This is a genomic window from Streptomyces sp. NPDC043876 (assembly GCF_056435825.1).
The window spans coordinates 82,269-107,164 of the sequence record NZ_JBWKDV010000005.1 but is presented as its reverse complement, the minus strand read 5'-3'; the positions used below and the strand labels follow the sequence as shown (position 1 = coordinate 107,164).

Below are 24,896 nucleotides of genomic sequence, written 5' to 3'. Positions count from 1 at the left end.
TCGGTGTGCCGGCCGGAAGCCTGCGTACTGGGCGTACTTGGCTTTCGGCCGGTGCGGCGAGAGCGCGTGTCGGGCGTCGCGACGCCGCGGAGACCCACCAGACACCCGCTAGCGTGGGCCGATGGAACTGTCGCGGCGGGGACTGCTGGGAGTGGCCGGAGCACTGGGCGCCGCCGGGGTGGTGGGAGCCGCGCCGCCCGCGCGGGCGGGCTCGGAGCAGTCCCCGGAGCAGGTGGTGACCGGGCTGGAGCGGCTGATGGCCGACGGGTACGCGGAACTCGCCGGTCAGCGGGTCGGCGTGCTCACCAACCCCACCGGGATCACCGCCGACGCGCGCCACCTGGTGGACGTACTGCACGCGGACGAACGGGTGCGCCTGGTCGCGGTGTTCGGGCCGGAGCACGGGTTCCGCGGGACCGCGCAGGCGGGCGGGTCGGAGGGGACCGCGCGCGATCCGGCGACCGGGCTGCCCGTGTACGACGTCTACGGCAAGAGCGGCCAGGCACTGGCGGACGTCTTCACCGCGGCCGGGGTGGACACGGTGGTCTTCGACGTCCAGGACGTGGGGGCGCGGTTCTACACCTACATCTGGACGCTCTACGACTGCATGCGGGCGGCGGCCCTGGCGGACAAGGCCGTGGTGGTGCTGGACCGGCCCAATCCGGTCGGCGGGGCGCGGGCCGCCGGTCCGGTGCTGGAGCGGGCGTACGCGAGCGGGGTGGGCCGGGAGCCGATCGCGCTCGCGCACGGGATGACCGCGGCCGAGCTGGCGCTGCTGTTCAACGGCGAGTTCCTGGCGGCGCGCCCGGCCCGGCTGCGCACGGTCCAGATGTCCGGCTGGCGGCGCGGGGCGCGGTTCGGGGCGACGGGGCTGCCGTGGGTGCCGCCGAGCCCCAACGTGCCGACCCCGGAGACGGCGCTCGCGTATGCCGGGACCTGCCTGTTCGAGGGGACGAACCTGTCCGAGGGGCGGGGCACCACCACCCCCTTCCAGCTGCTGGGCGCGGAGGGCGTGGACCGGCGGTGGGCGCGGGAGGCGGAGGCGCTGGGGCTGGCGGGGGTGTGGTTCCGGGAGGCCTGGTTCACGCCGTCCTTCTCCAAGCACGCGGGCCGCGTGTGCGGCGGGGTGCGGCTGCTGGTGCACGATCCGGAGGCGTTCGACCCGGTGCGGACCGGGGTCGGGCTGCTGGTGAGCGCGCGCCGCGCCTGGAGCGGGTTCGCGTGGCGGGAGGACCACTGGATCGACCGGCTGACCGGCTCGGACCGGGTGCGGCGGATGGTGGACGCGGGGGCCGGGGTCGCGGAGATCGCGGCGGACTGGGAGGCGGGGCTGGCGCGGTTCGCGGCGGTGCGGGAGGGGTACCTGCTCTACCGCTGAGCCCGGCCGCGCGCGGGGCGCGTACGGCGGTCCGGCCGGGGGTCTGGCCGGACGGGGGCGGCCGCAGGATGCTGTCGGCACCGGCCGCGCGGCGGCCCGGCGGTGCGACGCGGAGGGGGACGTCATGGCGGGTGCGGGGATGGCGGGCGCGGGGGTCGCGGGGATGGGCGTACGGCCGTACGCGGAGCTGGTCTTCGACGCGGACGGGGACGTGGATCCGGCGAGCCGGGACGCGGTGGCCGGGCTGGACGTGACCGACCTGCTGGTCTTCGCGCACGGCTGGAACAGCTCCCGGGCCACCTCGACCCGGCTCTACGACCGCTTCTTCGCGCCGTTCCCCGGACTGCTGGGGCCGGGGGTGCGGCCCGGGTACGTGGGGGTGTTCTGGCCGTCGACGGCCTTCTCCGACGAGCCGGCACCGGACTTCGAGCACCAGGGAGCGGCCGTCGGCGCCGGCTACGCGATACGGCTGGATCCGCCGACGCGGCGGGCGCTCGGGGAGTTCTGGCCGGGCCGGGACGCCGAGCTGGACCGGGTGGCGGAGCTCCTGGACGAGCAGCCGGAATCGACCGCCGCCTTCGTCGAGTTCGGTGCGTTGATACGGGAGTTGAGCGGCACGGACGGAGCGCCGGGCCAGGATGCCGCCGTATCCGGTGGGGTGCCCCTGATGTTCACGGCGGACGTGCTGGAGGTGTGCCGGGCCTTTACGGACGCCCTCGCGGAGACCGGGGCGCTGGACGGCGCGCCGCCGGAGCCGGGGGCGCGGGGGCTGTCGCCCGGCAGCGCCGCGCACTCGCTCTGGAACGGGGCCAAGGAGCTGCTGCGGCAGGCCGCCTACTACCGGATGAAGAAGCGCGCGGGGGCCGTCGGGGAGCACGGGCTCGGCCCGGTCCTGGCGGGTCTGGCCCGGACCGCGGGCGGCGGGACCGGCCCGCGGGTGCACCTGATCGGGCACAGCTTCGGGGCGCGGGTGGTGGCGTTCGCACTGCGCGCGATGCCCGAGGGCGGCCCGCTGCCCGTGCGCTCGGTGACCCTGCTCCAAGCCGCCTTCTCCCACTACGCGTTCGCCGCGCGGCTGCCGTTCGGCCGGGGCGCGGGGGACCTGCGCGGCCTGCAGGCGCGGGTGGACGGTCCGGTGGTGGCCTGCCATTCGGACTTCGACACGGCGCTGAAGGTGTTCTACCCGCTGGCCTCCCGGCTGGCCGGGGACGCGACCGGTTTCGCGGGTTTCGACAGCCGGTGGGGCGCGCTGGGGCACGACGGCATCCAGGAGGTCCCGGGAGCGGCGCGGCTGACCCTGGAGGCGGCTCTGCGCGGCGGGCTGCCGGCGGCCGGATGCGTCAGCGTGGACGCGGCGTCCGTGGTGCGCCGCGGAGGGGCGCCTTCCGGGGCGCACAGCGACGTCTGCCACGAGGAACTGGCCCGTCTGGTCACCCTGGCGGGGCGCGTGGGGCGCTGATTTCCGGCCATGTGCCACCCACACGCATCGACCGCCCCCGCATGCGCCTGCGGATGGGCGGGCATGTTGGGCACATCAACGACATGTGACGTCACTCGATGCCCTATGCGAGCACGAGCGCGACGGAGGTGCAGGTGAGATGGCGGGTTTCCGTAGTCTGGCGTACCAGGTGCGCGACGCGGCCAACGACCGGGCCCTGCGGCGCCATTCCCTGCGCCGCTGCCTGGAGCGGTTCGCCCCGTACGGGCACCGGGCGACCTGGTCGCACCTGTGCGACCGGCACGGGATCGGGCCCGACGACCGGGGCGCGGACCCGCTCCGGCTGGTCGCGGCGCTGGAGGAGCTGGAGGACGCCCGGGCGGTGTGGCTGGAGTACGAGCGGCACTTCGCCGAGCGCAGGCGGCGGGAGAAGCACGACGGGCTGCGCCGGCCGGAGTGGGCGTGGAGCGGCGAGGCGGTGGTGCGGTGCGCCGACCCGGACGTCCGTCCCGACGGCGCGCTGGGCGAGGTGCTGCGGCGGCTGGTGAAGGCGCTGGAGTCGGAACCAAGCACGGGGTGCCCGGTGTGCGGGGACGAGGAGCTGCGCTGGCAGGCCCCGGCCGGGCCGGGGCACTGGGTCGGGCCGGTGTGCGCGGGCTGCGGAATCGTGGTGCCGAGACCCGCGCTCGCGGAGACGGCGTGAGGGGCTGCCCGTAGGTTGCCGCGTTGTGCGGACGGGGCTGCCCGTACGGGGTTACCGGGGCGTGACGTAGAGGCGGGAGCCGGTGATGCGGTCGCCGAAGACGTCGCCCGGGTTGGACAGCACGCAGGTCTCCAGGGAGAGGCAGCCGCAGCCGATGCAGTCGCTCAAGTGGTCGCGCAGGCGGCTGAGCTGCTCGATCCGCTGATCGAGTTCGGCGCGCCAGTTCTCGGACAGCCGGGCCCAGTCCTCGTGGGTGGGGGTGCGCTCCTCCGGCAGCTGGGCCAGGGCTTCGCGGATGGTGACCAGCGGGATGCCGACGCGCTGGGCGGCGCGGACGAAGGCGACCCGGCGCAGGGCGTCACGGGTGTAGCGGCGCTGGTTGCCCGCGGTGCGGCGGCTGCTGATCAGGCCCTTGGTCTCGTAGAAGTGGAGCGCGGAGACCGCCGCGCCGCTGCGCGCGGACAGCTGGCCGACGGTGAGTTCGTGGACGTTTTCGGGAATCTGCGGCACCCGGCCGAGCGTAGTCGGTGCCGTCGGGGGTGCGGTGGGGGTGCCGGAGGCCGTGGGGGGCGGTGGGCCCGGGCGTCCGTTGACAGAGCCTTGCGGCCCCAGCATGCTGAGCAAGCGCTTATTCCGTTGATCGACAGCTGTTGAGAGGCAGGGGCACCCGCATGGCCGAGCCCAGGATCTTCACGTCCGCCGAGGAGCTGCGCGCAGGGGTCGGTGAGCCGCTCGGGCCGAGCGAGTGGCTGGAGATCGACCAGAAGCGCATCGACCTCTTCGCGGACGCCACCGGCGATCACCAGTGGATCCACGTCGACCCGGAGCGGGCCGCGTCGGGGCCCTTCGGGACGACCATCGCGCACGGCTACCTGACGCTGGCGCTGCTGCCGACGCTGGTGCCGCAGACCATGCGGGTCGAGGGCATGAAGATGGGCATCAACTACGGGGTGGACAAGGTGCGCTTCCCGGCGCCGGTGCCGGTCGGCTCGCGGCTGCGGTCCACCGCGGTGATCACCGCCGTCACGGAGGCGGGCGGCGGGGTACAGGTCGCCGCGACCGTGACGATCGAGCGCGAGGGCGGCGACAAGCCGGTGTGCGTGGCGGAGACGGTGTCGCGGTACTACTTCTAACGGCGGCCGGGGCGGGCGGCCGGCGCGGGCGGCCGGCGGTCGGCCGGCGCGGCGGATCAGGGAGGCGGAGGCGCAATGACCCGGGCGGCGCTACGGCGTCACGGGCGCGCCCCGACCATGCGGAGCACGAGGCCGGCATAGAGGGCGCCGACCTCCTCGGGCGTGCGCTGCCCGGACGCGCTGAACCAGCGGGCCACGTCGATGCACAGCGACAGCACGGCGAGGGTGGTGCCGGGCACGTCCGGGACGTCGAACTCCCCCGCGCGCACCCCGTCGGCGAGGATCCGGCGGACGGCGGCGTCGCTGCGGCGGCGCAGAGCCACGATCTCGGAGCGGTGCTCCGGAGCGAGAGCATCGAGCTCGTACTGGACCACCCGCGCGGTGGTGTGGTGCGCGGCGTGCCACAGCACGAAGGACCGGACGGCGGCGTCAAGCCGCTCGGCGGCGGTGCCGGCGCCGTCCGCGGCCGTCTCCAGGATCTCCAGGGCCTTGTCGTGGCCGATCCGGCTGATCCGGTGGAGCAGCTCTTCCTTGGTCTTGTAGTGGATGTACAGCGCGGCCGGGCTCATCCCGGCCCGGCCGGCGATGTCCCGCGTGGTGGTGGCGTGGTAGCCGCGCTCCGCAAAGGCCTCGACGGCCGCGAGCAGCAGCCGGCGCGCGGCGTCGGGGGTGACCTCCGACCACGGCCGGTAGCCGCCGGTCGTCGCCTGGTCCGCGATGTCCATCGCCCGCTCACCCTCTTCGCCCTGCTCGTCCCCGTGTGGAAGTGAACACCTTACCGGAGGGTGAGCAAGCGCTTAGGTCGTCCGGCGCCGGCACGGCGATGACGCTCCGCGGCCGGCGCCGCGCTCAGCGCTCCTGCGCGGGCTTCGGCGGCCGCGGCGTGAAGGGGTCGTACTCCGTCATGATCTTCTCCATCCGCGCCTGGTCGACCCGGGTGACGATCTGGGTCACCTCCTGGCGGTCGCGGACCACCTTGGCGAGCGTGAAGGCGGAGGTGGTGAGGTAGAGCACCGCGATGCCGAGGAAGGCCCGGACCCAGGCGTTCGCCTCCAGGTTGTAGATCCCCAGGGCGACGGCGCCCATCGCGACGCCGAAGGAGGCGACGGCCTGGCCGTAGTAGGCCCCCGTGTTCTGCTGCTTGACCGGTGTCTCGTTCATGGCTCCAGCATCGCGAGCCGGGGCGGCGGGGGTAATCCGCTCGCGTACTCATGTGCGTACTCAGGAACGGCTCGCGGGAGGCCGCGCGGCGGGCGCTCAGAAGGCCGAGACACCGGTGAGGGCGCGGCCGATGAGCAGCTTCTGGATCTGGCTGGTGCCTTCGTAGAGGGTCATCACGCGGGCGTCGCGCAGGAGCTTGCCCGCCGGGTACTCGTCGATGTAGCCGTAACCGCCGTGCACCTGGAGGGCGTTGCTCGCGGCGCGGACGGCGGCCTCCGAGGCGAAGAGCTTGGCGGTGGAGGACTCGGCCGCGAAGGGGAGCCCGCGGTCGATGAGGTCGGCGACGCGCCAGGTGAGCAGCCGGGCGGCGTCCACGTCCACGGAGATGTCCGCGATCAGCTCCTGGACGAGCTGGTGACCGGCGATCGGCTTGCCGAACTGCTCGCGCTCGGCGGCGTACGCGAGGGCGGCGTCCAGCGCGGCCTGCGCGATGCCGACGCAGCCCGCGGCGACCGACATCCGGCCCTTGGCCAGCGCGGACATCGCTACGGAGAAGCCCTTGCCCTCGGGGCCGAGCATGGCGGTGGCGGGCACGCGCACGTCCTCGAAGGCGAGTTCGGCGGTGGCCTGGCCGCGCAGGCCGAGTTTGCCGTGGATCTCGCGGCGGGTCAGGCCGGGGGCGTCGGCCGGGACGAGGAAGGCGGAGACGCCGCGGTGGCCCGGCTCGTCGTTGGTGCGGGCGAAAAGGAGGACGACGTCGGCCCAGGTGCCGTTGGTGATGAACTGCTTGGCGCCGTTGACGGTGTACGTGCCGGTGGCCGGGTCGAGGACGGCGCGGGTGGTGAGGTTCCCCGCGTCGGAGCCGGTGCCGGGCTCGGTGAGGCCGAAGCAGCCGAGGGCGTCGCCGGAGCACAGCCGCGGCAGCCAGGACCGCTTCTGCTCCTCGTCGCCCCAGGCCGCGATGGTCTTGGCGACCAGGCCGAGGGAGACGGAGACGATGCCGCGCACGGCGGAGTCGGCGCGGCCGAGTTCCTCGGTCACCAGGACGTAGGAGAGGTGGTCGCCGCCGGAGCCGCCGTACTCCTCGGGGACGGTCAGGCCGAGGAAGCCGACGGAGCCGAGCTTCTCGACGATCCCCCGGTCCACGCTCTCGGCGCGGTCCCACGCGGCGGCGTACGGGGCGATCTCGCGGTCGGCGAAGTCGCGCGCGAGCCGGCGGACCGCCGTCTGCTCCTCGCTGAGTTCCAGGTTCATGGCCACCCCTCGCACGTCGCTCGGACGCATGGGACGACGCCTTAAATTAGCGCCGCTAGTTTAATTCGGGCAGGCCCTACTATGTGGCGCATGGCCAGACCGCGCAAGCCCCTCCTGAGCAGAGAACGCATCGTCGAGGCGGCGGGCGCGCTCGTGGACGCGGAGGGACTGGAGGCGGTCTCGACCCGGCGGCTGGCCGCGGCCCTGGGGGTCAGCGGCCCCTCCCTCTACAACCACTTCCGCACCAAGGACCAGATCCTGGAGGCGGTGGCGGACGCGGTGAGCGCGCGGGTCGACCTGTCGATGTTCGAGGCCGGAGACCCCCGCGACTGGCGCACGGCGCTGGCCGACTGGGCGCACTCCTACCGGGACGCACTGGCCGACCACCCCCACATCGTGCCGGTATTGGCCCGGGGGCCGGGGCGGCGGCCGGCCGGCCTGCGGGTCGCCGACGCGGTGTTCGGCGCGATGACGCAAGCGGGCTGGCCGCCCGCCCAGGCGACCCGCATCGGCGCCCTGATGCGCTACTTCATCCTGGGCTCGGCCGTCGCCTCCTTCGCCCGAGGTTTCGTGGACGACGAGGCGGCGTACGACCCGGCGGACTACCCCCACCTCGGCCAGGCCCACCTCCTGGCGGACCGCCAGCGCGAAGTCGACCAAGGCGCCTTCGAAACCGGCCTGACGGCCCTCCTGGACGGCCTGACCCTCCAGTACGAGGCCTTGCGGGGCGAGTAGACCAGCCCCGCCGGCGTACGAGGGACCACGGAGGCAGCACCGGCCCGGCACCTACGCGCAGGCGCACGCACCGGGCCAGGGCCAGCCAAATCCAGCCCCGCCGGCGTTTGAGGCGCCGCCGGAGGCAGCACCAGCCCAGGACCCACGCGCAGGCACACACACCGGACCGGGGCCAGCCAAATCCAGCCCCGCCGGCGTTTGAGGCGCCGCCGGAGGCAGCACCAGCCCGGCACCCACGCGCAGGCACACACACCGGGCCAGGGCCAGCCAAATCCAGCCCCGCCGGCGTTTGAGGCGCCGCCGGAGGCAGCACCAGCCCGGCACCCACGCGCAGGCACACACACCGGGCCGGGACCCCTCGCCCGAGACCGGGGCCCGGGCCGGGGGGCGGGCCCGGGGTCGGCTAGAAGACGACCAGGGACCGGCCCCCCTTGCCCGCCAGCATCGCCTCGAAGGCGGCCGGAATCCCGTCGAGCCCGATCCGGTCGGTGACCAGCCCCGAAAGATCCAGCCGCCCACCCCGCACGTGCGCCGCCAGCACCGGCAGATCCCGGGCCGGATCACTGTTGCCGTAGACGCAGCCGGTCAGGGTACGGGCGAAGTGGAAGATCTCCAGGGCGTGGAAGGAGACCTGCTGCTCCTTGCCCCCGATCCCGACGACCGTCGTGCGCCCACCCCGCCGGGTGGAGTCCCAGGCCCCCCGGATCGTCTCGGCCCGCCCCACGCACTCGACGGCGACGTCCACCCCCCGGCCCCCGGTGAGGCCGCGGATCTCCTTGGCGGTGGTGTCGGAGGCCAGCACGAACTCCGTGGCCCCGGCCGCCCGGGCCAGTTCCTCCTTGGCCGGGGAGACGTCCACGGCCACGATCGGCCCCGCCATCGCGATCCGCGCCGCCTGGAGCGCGGCCAGGCCGACCCCGCCGACGCCGAAGACGGCGACGGACTCCCCCGGCCGGACCTGGGCGCTGTGGTGGACGGCCCCGTACCCGGTGAGGACGGCGCAGCCCAGCAGCGCGGCCTCCGCGAGCGGGACCCCGGCCGGCGCCGGCAGCACGCAGCGGGCCGCGACGACCGTCTCCTCCGCGAAGGCGGCCACGTTGAGCCCGGGATGCAGTTCGGTGCCCCGCGCGTCGTGGGCGTAGACCGCGCCGACGCCCGCGAGGGCGTTGACGCAGAGCCAGACCTCGCCGATCGAGCAGTGGTGGCACTGCCCGCAGGACGGGGCCCAGTTGAGGACCACCCCGTCGCCGGGCGCGACGTGGGTGACGCCCTCCCCGACGGAGAGGACGGTCCCGGACCCCTCGTGGCCGAGGACGGCGGGTACGGGCACCCGCATGGTGCCGTTGGTGAGGGAGAGGTCCGAGTGGCAGACCCCGGCGGCAGTGAGCTTGACCCGGACCTGCCCGGGTCCGGGGTCGGGGAGCACGATCTCCCGGATCTCCAGGGGTGCTCCGATGGCGGGCAGAATGGCGGCGCGGACCATGATCGTCGTCTCCGTGTTCGCGGGGCTCAGAACTGCAGGGACTTGGTCTGGAGGTACTCGGCCAGGCCGTGCGGGCCCAGCTCGCGGCCGACGCCGGACTGCTTGTACCCGCCGAAGGGGGCGCGCGGGTTGAACCGGCCGCCGTTGATGTCCACCTGGCCGGTGTCCATGCGGCGCGCGAAGGCGACCGCGCTCTCCTCGTCGGCCGCCCACACGGCTCCGCCCAGCCCGTAGACGGTGCCGTTGGCGATGCGCAGTGCCTCGTCCTCGTCGGCGTAGGCCAGGATCGACAGGACGGGGCCGAAGATCTCCTCCTGCGCGATGGTCATCTCCGGCGTGACGTCGGCGAAGACGGTGGGCGCGACGAAGTAGCCGCGTTCGGCGGGCGCGTCGGGGCCGCCCGCGACCAGGCGGGCGCCCTCCTCGACGCCCCGGGCGATGTAGCCGCGGACGCGCTCGTGCTGCTTGGCGTTGACGACCGGGCCGAGGCGGGTGGCCGGGTCGCGCGGATCGCCGATGGCGTACTTGGCCACCGCGGCGGCGGCGAGGGTGACGGCTTCCTCGTAGTCGTCGCGGTGGACGAGCATCCGGGTCAGGGCGTTGCAGCTCTGGCCGGCGTTGTTCATGACGTGGCCCACTCCGGCCGCGACCGCCTTGGCGAGGTCGGCCCCGGGCAGGATGACATTGGCCGATTTGCCGCCCAGTTCGAGGGCGACGCGCTTGACGGCCGCGCCCGCGGTGGCGCCGATCTGCTTGCCGACGGCGGTCGAGCCGGTGAAGGAGACCAGGTCCACCCCGGGGTGCGCGGCGAGTGCCTGCCCGGCGACCGGGCCGGTCCCGGTCACCAGATTGAAGACGCCGGCGGGAATGCCCGCCTCGTGCACGGCTTCGGCGAAGAGCTGTGCGGTGAGCGGGGTGTCCTCGGCGGGCTTGAGGACGACGGTGCAGCCGGCGGCGAGAGCGGGTGCCACCTTGGCAACGACCTGGTGCAGGGGATAGTTCCAGGGGGTGATGGCCCCGACCACGCCGACCGGTTCGAGCAGGACGGTGGAGTTGCCGATGCGCTCCTCGAAGGCGTACGTCGCACCCAGTTCGGCGTAGGAGTCGGCCACGGCGATGGGCGCCCCGACGTGGACCATCTCGGAGAAGCCGAGCGGGGAGCCGAGCTCCGCGGTGATGGTCTGCGCGATCTCGCCCTTGCGGGCGATCAGGACGTCCCGCAGGGCCGCTATCCGTGCGGCCCGCTCCGCGGGCGGGGTGGCCGCCCAGCCGGGGAAGGCGGTCCTGGCCGCCCGGACCGCCGCGTCCACGTCCTCCCCGGTCCCGGCCGGGACGGTGGCGATGACCTGCTCGTCGGCCGGGTTGACGACCTCGATCCGGTCCTGTCCGGCGGCGGGCCGCCATTCCCCGCCGATGTACATCCCGTCGTGGGCCTTCATCGCATTCCTCCCGAGCACGAGCGCGTGAACCACATGGACCGCTTGGACCGCATGGACGTCGCGGCCACCCTACAAACTAGCGTCGGTAGTTTTCTGTGCGCCAGGGTCAGACGGTGCCGAAAAGCATCCCCGCCGCGAGGACGACGAGCGACGTGAGGGCCGCCCACTTCACGGTGAAGCGGGTGTGGTCGCCGAACTCGACCTTGGCCATGCCCACGAGGACGTAGACGGCCGGGACCAGCGGGCTGGACATGTGCAGGGCCTGACCGGCCAGGGAGGCGCGGGCGATCGCGAGCGGCGAGACCCCGTGGGCGGCCCCCGCCTCCGCCAGCACGGGCAGGACGCCGAAGTAGAAGCCGTCGTTCGACATGAAGTAGGTGAGCGGCAGGCTGAGCAGTCCCGTGACCAGCGCCATGTGCGGGCCCATGCCGTCCGGGATCGCCCCGACCAGCCAGGCCGCCATGTCCTTGACCATGCCGGTGCCGGTGAGGACACCGGTGAAGACGGCGGCGGCGAAGACCATGCCCGCGACGTTGAGGACGTTGTCGGCGTGCGCGGCGATACGGGCCTTCTGGTCGGCCATCTTCGGGTAGTTCACGGTGAGGGCGAGGGCAGCGCCGAGGAGGAACAGCACCGGGATGGGCAGCAACTCCATGATCATGGCGGTGAGCAGGACGACGGTGAGGGCGGCGTTGAACCAGTAGAGCCGGGGCCGCAGGGTGGCCCGCGCGGTATCCAGCCCCTGGAAGGCGTCGTCGTCGGGCGCGCCGGGACCGGCGGCCGCGGCATCGACAGCCCCCGCCTCCGCTCCGGCTCCGGATCCGGCTCCGGCTCCGGCTCCGGCTCCGGCTCCGGCTCCGGCTCCGGCTCCGGCGTGAGCCTGTCCCGCGGGTGCGGTGGCGCCCGTACCGGCCGCCACCAGCCGCCCTGCTTCGACGTGCGAGCCGACCTCGGCGTCGGAGTCGGAATCGGAGTGGGCGTCGGAGTGGGCGTCGGAGTGGGCGTCGGCCGCGCCGGGGAGCGACAGCGCGCCCACCCGGCGGCGCTCGCGCAGCCCGAGGACGTACGCCAGGACGAAGACGCACAGCAGGCCGACCGCCAGGGCCGGGATCATCGGTACGAAGATGTCCGACGCGTCGAGCTTGAGCGCGGTCGCGGCGCGGGCGGTCGGGCCGCCCCACGGGAGGGTGTTCATGACCCCGTTCGCGGTGGCGGCGACCCCGGTCATGACGACCAGGCTGAGGCCGAGCCGCTTGTAGAGCGGGTACATCGCCGACACCGTGATCATGAAGGTGGTCGAGCCGTCCCCGTCGAGCGAGACGATCGCGGCCAGCACCGCCGTACCGACCACCACCCGCATCGGATCGGCCTTGCAGAAGCGCAGGATGCCGCGGACGACCGGGTCGAAGAGGCCCACGTCGATCATCACGCCGAAGTAGACGATGGCGAACATGAGCATGGCGGCGGTCGGCGCGAGTTTGCCGACGCCGTCGATGACGTAGTCGCCCAGGTGCGCGCCCTTGCCGGCGAACACGCAGAAGAGCGCGGGAATGAGGACGAGCGCCGCGATCGGCGACATTTTCTTCATCATGATCAGGACCAGGAAGGTCGCGATCATGGCGAAGCCGAGGAAGGTCAGCATGCTGGGAAGGTAGGTGTCCCCCGGTCACCCCAACAAGACGTCGGCGCGTGAGCAATACGAGCAAAACCCCAGCTCAGGGCAGGGGCGCCAGCTCCACGGGAAAGCCGTTGAGCACGGCGGTCCCCGACAGCGGGTCGAGCCGGGAGCCGTCGAGGAGCTGGTTGACGTTGGCTCCCGGCACCTTCGCCGCCGCTCCCGTGCGGGTACCGGGCCGGTCATGGCCCCAGCCGTGCGGCAGGCTGACCACCCCGGCGCGGACGGTGTCGGTGACCTCGACCGGGACCTCCAGGCTGCCGCCGTCGGCGGTGATCCTGGCCCGGCCGCCGTCGGCGAGGCCGAGGCGGCCGGCGTCGTCGGGGTGGACGTGCAGGGTGCAGCGGTTGGAACCGCCGGTCAGGGCGGGGACGTTGTGGAGCCAGCTGTTGTTGGACCGCAGGTGGCGCCGGCCCACGAGGACGAGGGCGGTAGGACGGTCGGCGAGCGCGGCGCGCAGCCGGGGCAGGTCGGCGGCGATCGGCTCCGGCAGCAGCTCGATCCTGCCGCTGCGGGTCTTCAGCGGGCCCGGCAGCCGGGAGCCGAGGGGGCCGAGGTCCACGCCGTGCGGAGCGCGGCGCAGGTCGTCGAGGGTGAGGTCGTAGGGGCCCAGCCGCAGCATCATGTCGAGCCGCCGCTCGGGGCCGGTCCCGCCCGCGAGGGTCCGCGCCCATGCCTGCGGGTCCGCGCCGGCTAGCGGTGAGCGCGGATCTGCGGCGGCCCGCGCCGCGGTGTCGGCGATGACCAGGTCGTCGACGGCGCCGGGGTCCGCGCCGTGCTGCCCGGAGACGGCGAGGATCAGCCGGGCGTGGATCTCGCACTCGTCCATCCGCCCCTCCTCCAGCGGGATGGCGGGGGGCGAGTAGCGGGCCTGGTTGTGGACGGCGAAACCGTTGAACGCGAAGTCGAAGTGGGCGCTCTGGGCGGGCGGCGGCGGGGGCAGCACGACATGGGCGTGGCGCGAGGTCTCGTTGAGGTAGGGGTCCACCGAGACCATGAAGTCGAGCCCGGACAGGGCGCGGTCGAGCCGGTCCCCGTCGGGCGCGGACAGCACCGGGTTGGCGGCGACGGCGATCACCACCCGGACCTGCCCCTCCCCCGGGGTCTCGATCTCCTCCGCGAGGGCGGTCATGGGCAGTTCGCCCTTGGCCTCGGGGTGGCCGGAGACCCGGCTGGCCCAGCGGCCCAGCGCGAACCCCCGGCCGGGACCGGCCGGACGGGGCGCCGCGGCGGTCGCGGAGAGCGGGAACAGCGCGCCGCCGGGGCGGTCGAGGTTGCCGGTGAGCACGTTCAGTACGTCGACCAGCCAGCTGGCCAGGGTGCCGTGGGCGACGGTGCAGCTGCCGATGCGGGCGTAGACGGCGGCGGTCGGGGCGGCGGCCAGGTCGCGGGCCAGCTGCCGGATCTCCTCGGCGGTCAGGTCGCAGGCGGGGGCGACCTCTTCCGGGGTGAACGCGCGGAGGGCTTCGGAGAGTTCCTCGAGTCCGTCGAGGTGTTCGGCGAGCGCTCCGGGGTCGGTGAGCTTCTCGCCGAGCAGGGTGTGCGCGAGCGCCGCGAGCAGCAGGGCGTCGCTGCCGGGGCGGGGCGCGAGGTGGCGGTCCGCCAGGCGCGCGGTGCGCGTGCGGCGCGGGTCGACGACGACGAGGGTGCCGCCGCGGGCGCGCAGGGCCTTGAGCCGCCCGGGGAAGTCGGGGGCGGTGCACAGGGAGCCGTTGGATTCGACCGGGTTGGCGCCGATGAGCAGCAGGAAGTCGGTGCGGTCGAGGTCCGGCACGGGGATCGCGAAGGGGTCGCCGAAGAGCAGGCCGCTGGAGACGTGCTTGGGCATCTGGTCGAGGGTGCTGGCGGTGAAGAGGTTGCGGGTGGCGAGCGTCTTGAGGAGCACGGGCGGGTAGAGGGCGCCGGCCATGGTGTGGGTGTTGGGGTTGCCCAGGACGACGCCCACGGACTGGGGCCCGTAGCGTCCGGTGATCGCGGGGACGGCGGCGGCGATGGCGTCGAACGCCTCGTCCCAGGTGGCCTCCCGGAGTTCGCCGTCGCGGCGGACGAGGGGGGTGCGCAGCCGGTCGGGGTCGGCGTCGACGGCGCCGAAGGCGGCGCCCTTGGGGCAGATGAACCCGCGGCTGAAGATGTCGTCCCGGTCCCCGCGGGCGCCGGTGACGGCCGTTCCCTCGATGGTCAGGGTGAGGCCGCAGGTGGCCTCGCACAGGGGGCAGATGCGCAGGGCGGTACGGGGCATGGGCCCTCCAGGGGCGGCAGGCTGCGGCGGCACGCGGGCGGCCCGAGCATACCGACCGGTACGGAGGCTGGGGAGACCCTGGTGCGCGCGGACCGGAGGGGGCGGGGCGCGCGTGTCCCGTCGGCCGGGTCGCGGGGCCCTGCCGGCCGGGTCGCAGGGCCCCGCCGAACCCGCCGCGAGCGGTTCCGCCGGCGGGTCAGGGGGCCCGGTCCCCTCAGTCCAGGACCCGGGCGAGATAGGCGTGCATCATCGCGCGGATCTCGTCGATGATGGCGGGATCACCGGCGGGGGCGGCCCGGAAGGCGAGGTGGACGAGGGCGTCGGTGGCCTCGACGGCGACGAGGACCGTACGCCGCAGGGCCGGGTCGGCGGTGCGCCCGAGGTGGAGGCAGAGCAGGTCGGTGAGGCGGCCGGCGACCATGCCGTTCGGGTCGGCGGGGTCGGCGGCTTCGCTAGGCGGCGGCGGGGGCACGCCGAAATCGACCAGGGCGAAGCCGGGAACGGTGCGCTTCATCACCAGGTACTCGTCGAGGACGGCGTCGACCACGGGCCGCCAGTCGGCGTCCGGGAGCGCGGCGAGCCGGGCGGTGATGCCTTCGGCGTAGCGGTCGAGGTTGCGCTCGGCCAGGGCGTAGGCCATGGCGCGTTTGTTGCCGAAGAAGCGGTAGACGGAGCCGATCGGGACCCCGGCCCGGAGGGCGACGGCCCGGGTGCTGAGGTTCTCGTACCCCGTCTCGTCGAGGAGTTCGGCGCAGGCGTCGAGGATCCGGGCGAGCCGGTCGGCGCTGCGCTGCTGGATCGGGGCGCGGCGCAGGGGGTGGGCTGGAGGCACGGGGTCCATCATGCCGGTCCGCGGTCCTCAGTTCAGCAGGAGGCTCAGCCCTCCGACGGTGTACGTGATCATCAGGGCGAGCAGGGGCAGTTGTCCGGCCACGGCCCGGGCGGGCGGAAAGAGGCGCACGGACCGGTCGTGCGCGGCGACCACCCCGAGGACGTGGCCGGTGACGACGGCGATGACCTGCAGGGCAGCCAGCCCGCCGGGCTCCAGGGGCGGCGCGGGAGCCGGAACGGAGGCGTTGTCAGTGCCGCCTGCCATCATGACTGTGCGTGCCGATTCAGTCGCGAAGAGCGAGAAGTAGTGGGCCACGAGATACCCGACGGCGATCGGGAGGAGGGAGGGGGCAAAGGCGGTCAGCGGACGCGGCAGCGGGCCGGCGACCAGGCGGGTGGCCCCGGCACAGAGGCAGTAGAGGAGGGCGACGAGGGTGACGGACCCGAGGAGCCCGAGCGTGGCCGCGGGGGTGCGGCCGAGGGGGGAGGTCTGTACGACGTTGATCCACCAGGGGTGGTCGGAGAAGCCGTCGTAGGCGGTGGAACCGAGCAGGACGCAGACGACGGCGACGAGTCCGGGCCGCTCGGGCGTCGCGTCGAGTCCGTGGAAGGGGTTACGGAGGACCAGGCGGCCGTCGTCGCGGCGGCCGAGGGGGGAGAAGCGGGCCAGGAGGGTCGAGTACGCCTCGAAGGGGTCTCCTTCGGCGAACCACGATGCGCCGAAGCGGGCCGCGAGTCCGAGTTGGACGGTGGCGAAGACGATGAGGGCGGTCAGGAGGGTGGTGCGCGAGGCGGGGCTACGGGACACGAGTTCGAGCCAGGTGAAGCAGAAGAGGCCGATGGCGGCGGGCCAGAGGCCGAGCCGTGGCGGGAGGGGGTGCGGGGGCCGGACCGGGCCGCGACGGGCGGGCCGCAGGCGGCTCCGCAGCCGGGTCAGCAACCGGTGCAGGGTGCGCAGCGGGTTGAGCAGGCTCCAGACGGGGCCGAGGAGAAGGGAGGCGGGGACGAGCCCGACCCAGAGCAGGACATAGACGGCGCCGGGAGCGGGGTTGCGCGCGGGGTCGTCGGGACCGAGGAGGAGGTGCACGAGGAAGAAGAAGGCGGCCGCGAGTCCGAGGACCCGCAGCGCGGTCCGGGTGGCCGGCGCGTCGGCCACCCGCTGGACGGCGGCGGGCAGCGGGCGGCCGGAGCGGTTGCCGCGGAAGCGGGAGGCGGACCAGAGGAGGCCGAGCGCGAGGAAGGAGACGAAGAGCGCGGTGAAGGCACCGGCGAAGGCGTAGAAGGGCGAGATGGGGAGGTCGTGCTGGGAACCGATGCCGTGGGCGAGGGGGGTGGGCGCCGGGGTCACCGGACGAGGAGTTGGGTCAGGACCAGGTCGGACTCGTGGGTCTCGACCTCGAAGAGGCCCGGGCGGTCGACCGTCAGGACCAGGGTGGCCTCCTGGCCGGCGGGGAGCGTCAGTTCCTTGTCGTAGCCGTGGACGTGGAGGGTGTCCGCGCGGTCGCTGGTGACGCGCAGTGCGACCCGTTCGCCGCGCTTCAGCTCCGTCCGGCCGGGGGCGGGGGTGACCTTGCCGTCGTGGACGGTGAGGGTGACGGTCCGGTCGGCGGTGGCGGCCGGGTCCGGGGACGGGGCCTGAGCGCTGGGCGGGGACGTGGACGGGGCTCCGGGGGTGGCGTGGTCGTGGCCCGCCGCGCCCGGGGCGGGCGCGATCAGCGGGACCGCGGCCTCCACCGGCTTGCCGTCGACCGCCCAGGCGGTGTGGTCGTCCGCGTACAGGCGGGCGGTCAGGGTGTGCGCGCCCTGGGGCACCTGGGTGGCGGACAGGTGGAACCAAGGGCCGTACAGCCGGGCCACCTTGCGGCCGTCGAGCAGCAGGTGGGCGTGGCCGCCGCCGGCGAGGGCGGCGCCGCCCACGCTGTCGGGGGTGAAGCGGAAGTTGCCCACCTCCAGCTGGAGGTTCCAGCCGTCCTCGCTGTCGGGGCGGAAGGCGAGCTTCACCTCGGGCGCACCCTTGGCCGGAACTTGGCGCAGCCGGTGGCCGGCCTCGTCCCGGGCGTCCAGGAGGGTGCCGACGGAGCCGGAGGCCTGCTGGTGAGTGGTGCCGGGCTTGTGGTGGGTGGTGGCCCGCCCGCCGCAGCCGGCCGTACCGGCCGCGGCAAGCAGGAGCAGCACCGCGCAGACCGCCGCCCGCCGCCCCCGCCCGACCCGGGGGCGGGGGCGGCGGCGCGCGCTGATGCTCGGGCTCGGGCTGGTGCTCGGGCTCGGGCTCGGGCTCGGGCTCGGGCGGGAACCCTGCCGCCCGGGCAGCGTCGCCCGCTCCCCGGCGCTCACGCGGCACCGCCGGGGGCGAAGGCGGCGGCGCCGCCCTGCGCCTGGGCCGGGGCGTCACCGTGCCCCGGAGCGGGGGCACCGCCCTGCGCCGAACCCGGGGCACCACCGCGCCCCGAAGCCGGAGTCTCCCCCGGCCCGGACGCCCCGCCAGCCGGTCCGGACGCCCCGGCACCGGCCGCGGATGCCCCGGCACCCGGCGCGGACGCCTCGGCACCGGGAGCGGGCGCCTCGGCACCGCCCCCATCCGAGTCGTCGGCCGTCCCCGGCCCTGGTTCCCGGGCCGGGCCCGGGCGAGCGGAGGCGGTGACGGCCCACAGGCACCACACGACCGCCACCAGGGCGCGGATCCAGGCGGGGCTCAGCGGGATCCAGGGGATCATCAGCACCGCCTTGTCGAAGGCGTCGAGCAGGGTCAGGGCGCCGAGCAGCAGGGTCAGCCGCGCCAGCCAGGGGCGGGTGGGCCGCAGTGCGATCCCCGTGCCCGTCCACCACAGCCCGAGCAGGAACAGCGCGAGCGCCGGTACGAAGGTGCTGGTCAGCGCCATGGTGGAGCCGGCGACGTCCAGGGCGAGTCCGGCCAAGCCGAGCAGCGCCGACACCGTGCCCAGCCGTGATCCGCGCAGCCTGCGCCACCACAGCACCCCGCCGACCAGGGCCAGTACCACCGCGACCGCCAGCGCGATCTGGGTCTCCACCCGTTCCAGACCCCGGGCGCCGTACCAGTCGCAGCCGGCCGGGAGTTTGCGCGCCTGGACGCTGTAGTCGGCGCAGACGAGGAGTTGGGCCAGCTTGACCGGTTCTCCCGCCAGCCGGGCCGAGCCGCCCGACACCGCGCCGCGCGCCGCTCCGCACTGCGGGAGCGTGCCGGGGGTGGAGCCGTCGGGTCCGTCCTGCCAGCAGTTGCCCGTGCCCTGGCCGTCCCACCACACGTCCGCGCCGTTGGGGCGGGAGGCTCCGCTCTTGTCCTTGCCCAGGACGTTCCCGGCGTACCGGTTGTGGTGCGAGGTGTCGGTCTGCTTGCCCCAGGCCGACTCGCCGCGGATGAAGGCGGGGACCGCGCTCAGGAAGAATCCGGCGCGCCGGTGTCCGTAGACCCAGTTGTTCTCGTAGATGTTCCAATTGCCGCCCGCGGTGATGATGCCGGTGCCCGGCGGCATGGAGATCTGCGGGCAGACGACGCCCTGCTCGTAGCCGCGGTCGACGGGGGCCTTGGCGCAGGTGCCGTCGGCGACGTAGGGGTAGAAGTCCGCGTTGTTGTCGTGGATCAGGTTCCGCTCGAACAGGGCGTGGTTCTGCGGGAGTCCGGGGTGGCCGGGGAAGGCGCTGTCCATCGAGGCGCCGCCCATGTTGGCGTCGAACTCGTTGTCGTGCACCCACACCGAGTCGCCCGCGGTGCCCGAGTACCCGACCATGTTGTGGTGGCTGCGGCAGCCGGTGATCTCGATGGAGTGGCGCGGGACGTCGTAGCCGCGGCCGTCGTTGATGTCGGAGGCGCTGCCGGGGTAGATGCCGGAGTCGCCGTTGCCGTAGGACTCGCAGTTCTTGTACAGGCCGTGGTCGCTGGCGAAGGTGAGGAAGCCGTATTCGTCGTTCCACCGGGTCAGGACGTCGTCGATGACGAAGCCGTCGCCCGCGAGCACGTACAGCGAGTTGAAGGTGGTGCGCTGGGCGGTGAAGTTCCGGAAGTAGATCCCGTCGGACTTGTCGGCCCGGATGGCGTTCAGCTTCTGGTACTTCGCGTCGATGACGACGTCCTGGCGGGACGCTCCGGTGCCCTCGATCTGCAGGTTCTTCTTGCCGAGGATGGCGACGAGGTTCTGGTTGTGGCGGCACGCCACCTGCTGCTCGTAGGACAGGATCTGGTAGCCGAGCGAGGAGTTGGGGGCTTTCAGCGCCGCGCACGCGCCCGTGGGCTTGGGCAGCGAGGGCTCCTCCTCGTACAGGCCGGGCAGGATCGCGATGTTCATCCCGGGCCGGTCGACGGCGTCGACGGCGGCCTGGAGGTCGCGGAAGCCGTTCTTCTCGCACCGGTCGTACAGGGCGAGGTTGCGCTGCCTGAGCGGCTCGGGGAAGCCCGCGGTCCGGCGCTCGAAGTCGGGGCGGCCGGTCTTGCAGACGAGGAGGTCGGGTTCGCCCGCGCGGTACTGCGGCACGCTGCCGGAGCCGTCGGGGAGGGTGATCGGGCGCTCCTCGTGCGCCTGCGCGGCGGGCGCGGCGGCGAAAAGGACCACGAGGGAGAGGAGGGCGGCTGGGAGAGCCGCCGGAACGGCTGGGAACCTGCGGATCCACGACATGCGCGGAAGAGTAGAGCAATGTTCATGTTTTGGGATCCCCGCGCGCAGGAATCGTTGATCGGCAGTGCCCGTTGACGGCGGCGGCGCGGAATCCTACTGTCAGCCATAGGATTCCTTCGACGGAGCGGGAGCAGCGATGAGCGAGCAGGCCAGGAAGACGGCGGAGGGGCTGGAGTACCTCACCGGCTTCGGCAACGAGCACAGCTCGGAGGCGGTTCCCGGCGCCCTGCCGGTCGGCCGGAACTCGCCCCAGCGGGCCGGGCTCGGGCTCTACGCCGAGCAGCTCAGCGGCAGCGCCTTCACCGAGCCGCGCCCGCACAACCACCGCTCCTGGCTCTACCGCATCCGCCCTTCCGCCGCGCACCCGCCCTTCACGCGCACCGGCAACGGCGCCCTGCGCACGGCTCCCTTCACCGAATCCGTCCCGGACCCCAACCGGCTGCGCTGGAACCCGCTGCCGGACCCGGCGCCCGGCACCGACTTCGTGTCCGGCCTGTGGACCCTCGGCGGCAACGGCGACGCCACCCAGCGCACCGGCATGGCCATCCACCTCTACGCCGCCGACACCTCCATGACCGACCGGGTGTTCAGCGACTCCGACGGCGAGCTGCTGATCGTCCCCGAGCGGGGCGCTCTGCTGCTGCGCACCGAATTCGGCCTGCTCGGCGTCCGCCCCGGCGAGATCGCCCTCATCCCGCGCGGGATCCGGTTCCGCGTGGAGCTGCTCGACGCCACCGCCCGCGGTTACGTCTGCGAGAACTACGGCCGCCCCTTCGAGCTGCCCCACCTGGGCCCGATCGGGGCCAACGGGCTGGCCGCGGCCCGGGACTTCCAGGCCCCGGTGGCGGCCTACGAGGACGAGGACCGGCCGGTCGAGGTGGTCAACAAGTTCTGCGGCAACCTCTGGTCCGCCACCTACGACCACTCCCCGCTCGACGTGGTCGCCTGGCACGGCTCGCACGTCCCCTACGTCTACGACCTGCGGCGCTTCAACGTCCTGGGCAGCATCAGCTACGACCACCCGGACCCCTCGATCTTCACGGTCCTCACCGCGCCGTCCGACACCCCGGGCCTCGCGGGCGTCGACTTCGTGGTCTTCGCCCCGCGCTGGCTGGTCGGCGAGGACACCTTCCGGCCGCCCTACTTCCACCGGAACGTGATGAGCGAGTACATGGGCCTGATCGAGGGGGCCTACGACGCCAAGGCGGAGGGGTTCGTTCCGGGCGGCGGGTCCCTGCACAACATGATGTCCGCGCACGGCCCGGACCGGGAGACCTTCGACCGCGCCAGCGCCGCCGAACTCAAGCCGCAGAAGATCGAGGACGGCCTGGCCTTCATGTTCGAGACCCGCTGGCCGGTCACCGCCACCGCGCAGGCGGCCGGCGCCGGTCACCTCCAGCGCGCCTACGACGACGTCTGGCAGGGGCTCGAACGCCACTTCCGCGCCTAACATCGCAGCACGCCGCCCCTGCCCGACCCGTACGGAGACCCGCCGTGACCGCCTTCGCCCCCGATTCCCTGGTGCTGAACCGGAAGCTCCCGCTCTGGTACCAGGTGTCGCAGTCACTGCGCGCGTCGATACTCGGCCGCACCCCGGACGCGACGCTGCGCCTGCCGACGGAGGAACAGCTCGCCGGGCACTACGGGGTGAGCGTGCTGACCATGCGCCAGGCGCTCAAGGAGCTGGAGCAGGAGGGCCTGATCAGCAGGCACCGGCGGCGCGGCACCTTCATCGAGCCGGGGGCGCGGCGCGGGGCGCCGGTGCGGCTGCTGGGCTCGGTCGACGCGATCGTGGCCCAGCAGTCGGGCGAACGTACGACGATTCTCGGCCATACGCGGACGCCGGTGCCCGGGGAGCTGCTGGAGTACTTCCCCGGCCTCGCCGAGGTGGTGACGTACCGGCGGCTGCGGCACGACGGGGAGACCGGTGAGCCGACGAACTGGGCCGAGAACGCGGTCCGCCCGGAGCTCGCCGACGCGGTGGACCTGGCCGATCTGGAACGGTGGCCGATGACCAAGGTGCTGCGCGACGTGGTGGGCGTGCGGATCAGCCGGATCACGGACACCGTCGAGGCGCGGCTCGCCGACCCGGCCACCGCGGAGCTGCTCCAGGTGCCGCTGCTGAGCCCGATCCTGCACTACACCGGGGTGACCTACGACGAGGACGGCCGGGTGGTGGACGTGGCCCGGATCCGCTACCGCGGCGACCGCTTCTCCTTCACGGTGACGATGGACGCGCATTAGGCAGACCCGCACCCCCTGGGCGGGCCCGCAGCCCTAGCATCGGGTGCTGTGAGCGAAGACGTACCTGAGCCCGCCGCGCCCCTGCTGGACGAGCTGATGCCCTGGTCGGTGGCCGGCCTGCGGCTCGGGCGGGACTGGGTGGCCGCGCCCGATCCCGGCGCGCTGCGGGCCCGCTGGGCGGCGCTGACCGCCGCCGAAGGCGCCGAGCGGGAGCGGCTGTTCCGGCCGAGCCGCTCGCGCGGGCCCGCCGCCGGGGCGGCCGCGCTGCCCGGGCAGCGCACGGCCACGGGCCGGTTCGGGCGGGAGCCCGGCGCTTGCCCGGACCCGGTCCGGGTGCTGTACGAGCCCTTCGACGAGCAGTGGCTGCTGCCCGACCAGCGGCTCATCGACGCGGCCCGGCCGGAGCTGTGGCGGGTCCTGGACGACCGGCAGCTGTTCCTCCTGGAACCGCCCGGCCTGCCGACCCCACTGGTCACCGCGCACCTCCCGGCGGGGCGGCTCGGCCGGATCCGGCCGCTGCACCGCCGCCCCGGGGGCGCCGAGCCCAATCTGGCGCCGGGGCTGCTGCCGCTGCTGGGCGAGTGGCACCGCGGGCGGGTGGCCCCCGAGGACGTCCTGTGCTGGATCCTCGCCGCGGCCCGCCCCGGCCCGCGGGGGTGCGAGGTACCGCTCCCGGCCGACCCGGAGCGCTGGCGGTCCGGGCTGGAGCTGGGGCAGCGACTGCTGGCCGTCCAGGTGCGCGGGGCCCGCGGGGGCGGGGCGCCACGGCTGCCGGGCGGGCGCCGCCCGTACGTCCGCTCGGCGGTCGCGGGGTGGCCGGCCGGGCTGTCGTACGACGCGGAGGGCGAGAGCCTGCTGCTGGGCGACGGGAGCATCGCGCCGGTCCCGGCGACGGCGTGGACGTACGAGGTGAACGGGGTGCGCGTGCTGGAGCGGTGGTTCGCCGCCCGCGGCGCGCACCGGACGCCGGAGGCGGCGGGCCTGGCCGCGCTGGGCCCCGCCGCGTGGCCGCAGACCTGGACCTCGGAGCTGCTGGCCCTGGTCTCCGCCCTCGCCCTGCTGGCCGATCTGGCGCCGGAGCGGGCCGCGTTCGAGCCGGGGCCCGCGCTCCCGGCGGAGCGGCTGCGCGCGGCCGGGGTGCTGCCGCCGCCGCGCTGGTCCCGCCGGCCGGCCTCGGTGCTGAGCCACCAGGAGGAGGGCCCGGGCGGCCAGTTCGCGCTCCCGTTCTAGGGCCGTGAGCGGCGCCGGGCGTACGGGCTTCAGGGGGCCGGGGGTGACAGGGCGCGGACGGGACGGTAGGACCGGGGCATGAACACCGCACCCGAACCAGCACGCGCACCCGAACCCGCGCCCCCTGCGCCCCCGCTCCCCCTCCCCCTCGACGGGATCACCGTCGTCGCCGTCGAGCAGGCCGTCTCCGCCCCCTTCGCCACCCGGCAGCTCGCCGACCTCGGGGCCCGGGTGATCAAGGTCGAGCGGCCCGACGGAGGGGACTTCGCGCGCGGCTACGACACCGCCGCGCACGGGCTCGCCTCCCACTTCGTGTGGGCCAACCGCGGCAAGGAGTCCGTCGCGCTCGACCTGAAGGACCCGCGCGGCCGGGAGGCCCTGCACGGGCTGCTCGCCGGCGCGGACGTCTTCGTGCAGAACCTCGCGCAGGGGGCCGCCGCGCGGCTCGGGCTGGACGCCGCCGCGCTGTGCGCGCGCTACCCGCGGCTGGTCGCCGTCGACATCTCGGGGTACGGGGCGGAGGGACCGTACGCGCACAAGCGGGCCTACGACATGCTCGTGCAGTGCGAGGCGGGCCTGGTCTCGGTCACCGGTACGCCCGGCCGGCCGGTCAAGGCGGGCATCCCGGCCGCCGACATCGCCGCGGCCATGTACGCCTTCTCGGGGGTCCTCGCGGCGTTGCTGCGGCGCGGCACGACCGGGCGCGGGGGTCCGGTCGAGGTCTCGATGCTGGACGCGCTGGCCGAGTGGATGGGGCATCCGCTGCACCTGGTCCTGCACGGCGGCGCGGAACCCGCCCGGACCGGTCTGGCGCACGCCGTGATCGCGCCCTACGACGCCTACCCGACGGCCGACGGGGACCGGGTCCTGCTGTCGGTGCAGAACGACCGCGAGTGGCGGCGCCTCGCCGAACAGGTTCTGGAGCGGCCGGAGTTGGCGGATGACCCGGCGTACGCGACGAACGCGGCACGGACCGCGAACCGGGAGAAGACCGATGCGGTGGTGGCCGAGGCGCTGGGCCGCCACGGGGCGGCCGAGGCGCTCGCGCTGCTGGAGGCGGCCGGGATCGCCTGTGCGCGGCTGAACTCGGTGGCCGGGCTGGCCGGGCATCCCCAGCTGGCGGCCCGGGACCGCTGGCGGGAGATCGGTTCACCGGTGGGCCCGCTGCGGGCGCTGCTGCCGCCGATCGGGCTGCCGGGGGGCGCGGAACCGCGGATGGGTGCGGTTCCCGCGCTCGGCGAGCACACCGACTGCGTGCTGCGCGCCCTGGGGATGACGGACGCGCAGCTCACGGAACTGCGCCGGGACGGTGTGATCGCCTGAGG

At 74.3% G+C, this 24,896-nt stretch carries 21 protein-coding genes; 9 read left to right on the top strand and 12 right to left on the bottom strand.

From position 1 onward, the window contains the following. Window positions 1-121: 121 nt before the first annotated feature. From AC0693_RS17480 to AC0693_RS17470, 3 genes are all read left to right on the top strand, one after another. The gene (locus AC0693_RS17480) at window positions 122-1,378 is read left to right on the top strand and encodes an exo-beta-N-acetylmuramidase NamZ family protein (protein WP_478802294.1); all 1,257 of its coding nucleotides are present in this window, start codon (window positions 122-124) and stop codon (window positions 1,376-1,378) included. A 124-nt stretch (window positions 1,379-1,502) separates the two neighbouring features. Then, on the top strand, window positions 1,503-2,837 hold the full coding sequence (locus tag AC0693_RS17475) for a serine-threonine protein kinase (protein ID WP_478802293.1): 1,335 nt from the start codon (window positions 1,503-1,505) through the stop codon (window positions 2,835-2,837). Between the two features lie 139 nt (window positions 2,838-2,976). After that, window positions 2,977-3,519 (top strand): hypothetical protein, encoded by a 543-nt coding sequence (locus AC0693_RS17470; protein WP_356414422.1) that lies wholly within the window; start codon window positions 2,977-2,979, stop codon window positions 3,517-3,519. Between the two features lie 51 nt (window positions 3,520-3,570). Here AC0693_RS17470 and soxR read toward each other — a convergent pair whose 3' ends face one another. Continuing rightward, window positions 3,571-4,029: a redox-sensitive transcriptional activator SoxR gene (soxR, locus tag AC0693_RS17465; protein ID WP_356414425.1), complete on the bottom strand. Its 459-nt coding sequence runs from the start codon at window positions 4,027-4,029 to the stop codon at window positions 3,571-3,573. A 161-nt stretch (window positions 4,030-4,190) separates the two neighbouring features. Here soxR and AC0693_RS17460 point away from each other — a divergent pair, with 161 nt between their 5' ends. Beyond that, window positions 4,191-4,652 (top strand): MaoC family dehydratase, encoded by a 462-nt coding sequence (locus AC0693_RS17460; protein WP_356414428.1) that lies wholly within the window; start codon window positions 4,191-4,193, stop codon window positions 4,650-4,652. 98 nt (window positions 4,653-4,750) lie between these two features. Here AC0693_RS17460 and AC0693_RS17455 read toward each other — a convergent pair whose 3' ends face one another. The 3 genes from AC0693_RS17455 to AC0693_RS17445 form a co-directional block, all read right to left on the bottom strand. Next, window positions 4,751-5,377, bottom strand: a complete 627-nt coding sequence (locus AC0693_RS17455) for a TetR/AcrR family transcriptional regulator (RefSeq protein WP_468470930.1) — start codon at window positions 5,375-5,377, stop codon at window positions 4,751-4,753. A 124-nt stretch (window positions 5,378-5,501) separates the two neighbouring features. Continuing rightward, entirely contained in the window at window positions 5,502-5,813 is a 312-nt protein-coding gene (locus AC0693_RS17450) for a YiaA/YiaB family inner membrane protein (RefSeq protein WP_356414434.1), read from the bottom strand. Between the two features lie 96 nt (window positions 5,814-5,909). Continuing rightward, a complete protein-coding gene (locus AC0693_RS17445) occupies window positions 5,910-7,067 on the bottom strand; it encodes an acyl-CoA dehydrogenase family protein (protein WP_478802292.1) in 1,158 nt (385 codons plus the stop codon). 90 nt (window positions 7,068-7,157) lie between these two features. Here AC0693_RS17445 and AC0693_RS17440 point away from each other — a divergent pair, with 90 nt between their 5' ends. After that, window positions 7,158-7,802: a TetR/AcrR family transcriptional regulator gene (locus tag AC0693_RS17440; protein ID WP_356414440.1), complete on the top strand. Its 645-nt coding sequence runs from the start codon at window positions 7,158-7,160 to the stop codon at window positions 7,800-7,802. A gap of 403 nt (window positions 7,803-8,205) precedes the next feature. Here the strand turns inward: AC0693_RS17440 and AC0693_RS17435 are convergent, their stop codons facing one another. From AC0693_RS17435 to AC0693_RS17400, 8 genes are all read right to left on the bottom strand, one after another. After that, window positions 8,206-9,285 carry a Zn-dependent alcohol dehydrogenase gene (locus AC0693_RS17435; protein ID WP_478802291.1) on the bottom strand — a complete coding sequence of 360 codons (1,080 nt, stop codon included), beginning with the start codon at window positions 9,283-9,285 and terminating at the stop codon, window positions 8,206-8,208. Between the two features lie 26 nt (window positions 9,286-9,311). Then, complete coding sequence (locus AC0693_RS17430) at window positions 9,312-10,724, bottom strand: aldehyde dehydrogenase family protein (RefSeq protein WP_478802290.1); 1,413 nt, start codon at window positions 10,722-10,724, stop codon at window positions 9,312-9,314. A 106-nt stretch (window positions 10,725-10,830) separates the two neighbouring features. Then, window positions 10,831-12,366 carry a CitMHS family transporter gene (locus AC0693_RS17425; RefSeq protein ID WP_478802289.1) on the bottom strand — a complete coding sequence of 512 codons (1,536 nt, stop codon included), beginning with the start codon at window positions 12,364-12,366 and terminating at the stop codon, window positions 10,831-10,833. A 73-nt stretch (window positions 12,367-12,439) separates the two neighbouring features. Next, window positions 12,440-14,638, bottom strand: coding sequence for a molybdopterin oxidoreductase family protein (locus AC0693_RS17420; RefSeq protein WP_478802288.1), 2,199 nt, complete (start codon window positions 14,636-14,638; stop codon window positions 12,440-12,442). A 214-nt stretch (window positions 14,639-14,852) separates the two neighbouring features. Continuing rightward, window positions 14,853-15,479 (bottom strand): TetR/AcrR family transcriptional regulator, encoded by a 627-nt coding sequence (locus AC0693_RS17415; protein WP_469318874.1) that lies wholly within the window; start codon window positions 15,477-15,479, stop codon window positions 14,853-14,855. Between the two features lie 18 nt (window positions 15,480-15,497). Continuing rightward, window positions 15,498-16,817, bottom strand: coding sequence for a hypothetical protein (locus AC0693_RS17410; RefSeq protein ID WP_478741543.1), 1,320 nt, complete (start codon window positions 16,815-16,817; stop codon window positions 15,498-15,500). Beyond that, window positions 16,814-17,635 (bottom strand): hypothetical protein, encoded by an 822-nt coding sequence (locus tag AC0693_RS17405; protein WP_478741580.1) that lies wholly within the window; start codon window positions 17,633-17,635, stop codon window positions 16,814-16,816. The genes AC0693_RS17410 and AC0693_RS17405 overlap by 4 nt, the downstream gene beginning before the upstream one ends. A 164-nt stretch (window positions 17,636-17,799) precedes the next feature. After that, window positions 17,800-20,097 carry a right-handed parallel beta-helix repeat-containing protein gene (locus AC0693_RS17400; protein ID WP_478802287.1) on the bottom strand — a complete coding sequence of 766 codons (2,298 nt, stop codon included), beginning with the start codon at window positions 20,095-20,097 and terminating at the stop codon, window positions 17,800-17,802. A 136-nt stretch (window positions 20,098-20,233) separates the two neighbouring features. Here AC0693_RS17400 and hmgA point away from each other — a divergent pair, with 136 nt between their 5' ends. The 4 genes from hmgA (at window position 20,234) to AC0693_RS17380 (ending at window position 24,894) form a co-directional block, all read left to right on the top strand. Continuing rightward, a complete protein-coding gene (gene hmgA / locus AC0693_RS17395) occupies window positions 20,234-21,547 on the top strand; it encodes a homogentisate 1,2-dioxygenase (RefSeq protein ID WP_478802286.1) in 1,314 nt (437 codons plus the stop codon). A 44-nt stretch (window positions 21,548-21,591) separates the two neighbouring features. Further along, window positions 21,592-22,341 carry a GntR family transcriptional regulator gene (locus tag AC0693_RS17390; RefSeq protein ID WP_469318842.1) on the top strand — a complete coding sequence of 250 codons (750 nt, stop codon included), beginning with the start codon at window positions 21,592-21,594 and terminating at the stop codon, window positions 22,339-22,341. 48 nt (window positions 22,342-22,389) lie between these two features. Next, entirely contained in the window at window positions 22,390-23,571 is a 1,182-nt protein-coding gene (locus AC0693_RS17385; RefSeq protein WP_478802285.1) for a type ISP restriction/modification enzyme, read from the top strand. 78 nt (window positions 23,572-23,649) lie between these two features. Beyond that, the gene (locus tag AC0693_RS17380) at window positions 23,650-24,894 is read left to right on the top strand and encodes a CaiB/BaiF CoA transferase family protein (RefSeq protein ID WP_478802284.1); all 1,245 of its coding nucleotides are present in this window, start codon (window positions 23,650-23,652) and stop codon (window positions 24,892-24,894) included. Window positions 24,895-24,896 lie beyond the last annotated feature (2 nt).